Here is a 1411-nt window from a genome sequence, read left to right on the forward strand (position 1 = left end):
GCTGCGGCCGCGGCGACGGTGGCATCGGCGAACTGCGTGAAGGTCGCGGTGCTCGACAGGCCGCCCGTGAGCGCGCGATACCAGACGGTGCCCGCGCGCTCCCACGCCTTGCCACCGAGGTCGATCGCGAAGAGGGCGAACGCGCGGTTGGGGATTCCGGAGTTGATGTGCACTCCGCCGTTGTCTTCCGTGGTGCGCACGAAGCCGCTCATGTGGTCGGGCTGCGGGTCTTTGCCGAGCTCGTCGTCGTCGTAGGCGGTGCCCGGCGCGATCATCGAACGCAGAGCCGCGCCCTCGAAGGCGTCGGTGAAGATCTCGGCGCCGATCAGCCACGTCGCCTGGTCGGCCGTCTGGCCGAGGGCGTACTGCTCGGTCAGGGCGCCGAACACATCGGCGATCGACTCGTTCAGTGCGCCGGGCTGGCCCTGGTACTCGAGGTTCGCGGTGTGCTGCACGACGCCGTGCGCGAGTTCGTGTCCGATGACGGTGAGCGAGCCGGTGAAGTGCTGGAACACCTCGCCGTCGCCGTCGCCGAACACCATGCGCTCGCCGTCCCAGAACGCGTTGTCGTAGTCGACGCCGTAGTGCACGGTCGCATCGAGCGGCGCCCCGGCATCGTCGAGCGAGTTGCGATCAGCTGCCCGAGAACAGCTCGATGTGGATGCTGATCGTCGTGCTCGTCCCCGGCGTCATCCTGATCCGTCGCCTGGTCGTCCGGCGTCGTCGCGCTGACGGCCCTGAGCCTCGGAGGTCGTCGTCTGAGGTCTGGGAGAGCTAGGAGATCTTGGAGCGGAGCGTCGCGATGTCGTCGTCCGTGAGCAGGGCGCGGGGGATCGCGGTGGCGACCGAGGCGTCACGCAGCTTCAGCAACACGGCGTCCTTGCCCACGTGCATCTTCTGGAACGTGCGGTAGTCGATGTCGGATCGACGGCGACCGCTGCCCATCTGCAGCCTGTCGTCTTCGAGGGCCACCCACACCACCTGCTCCACCGGCATCGCGATCCGCACGGCCGTTCGGGCGCCCGAGATGGACATGAAGACGGCGAAGCCTGCGAGCCCGGCGATGATCACGGGCATCCAGCCCGCGGCGAACGGGGCTTCTTCCCCCGGTGCAACGGGGGCGCTGAGATTGAGGATGCTGAGCACCAGCGCACCGGCGAGGGCGAACCACATCACGAGGGCGGACGGGCGGGTCAGCGAATAGATTGCGGCGTCGCGCGCCATCCGTCGCAGCAGGCTCTCGTCGACGGTCAGGGAGCGTGGGGACACTCGTTCATCCTCCCACGCGCTCAGCCGATCGACATCGGCAGCGATCGACCGGAGAGACCCCTGCCCTGCCGGGCGAGGGTGGCCGCGAGGTCGCGGATCGTCGCGGCCGCGGCATCGGTCGTCCCGCCGCCGACGATCGGCT

Annotated in this window: 2 protein-coding genes; both read right to left on the minus strand. The window is 69.0% G+C overall.

Features of this window, described 5'->3' with window-relative positions; translation table 11 throughout:
• Positions 1-590 (minus strand): M4 family metallopeptidase (locus KZA10_RS15270; protein WP_374196603.1); only part of this gene is annotated, 590 nt, incomplete at its 3' end.
• A gap of 184 nt (positions 591-774) precedes the next feature.
• Positions 775-1269 (minus strand): YcxB family protein, encoded by a 495-nt coding sequence (locus tag KZA10_RS15275; protein ID WP_141386656.1) that lies wholly within the window; start codon positions 1267-1269, stop codon positions 775-777.
• Positions 1270-1411: the final 142 nt, after the last annotated feature.

Source organism: Microbacterium sp. BF1 (assembly GCF_019279095.1).
GTDB lineage: Bacteria > Actinomycetota > Actinomycetes > Actinomycetales > Microbacteriaceae > Microbacterium > Microbacterium maritypicum.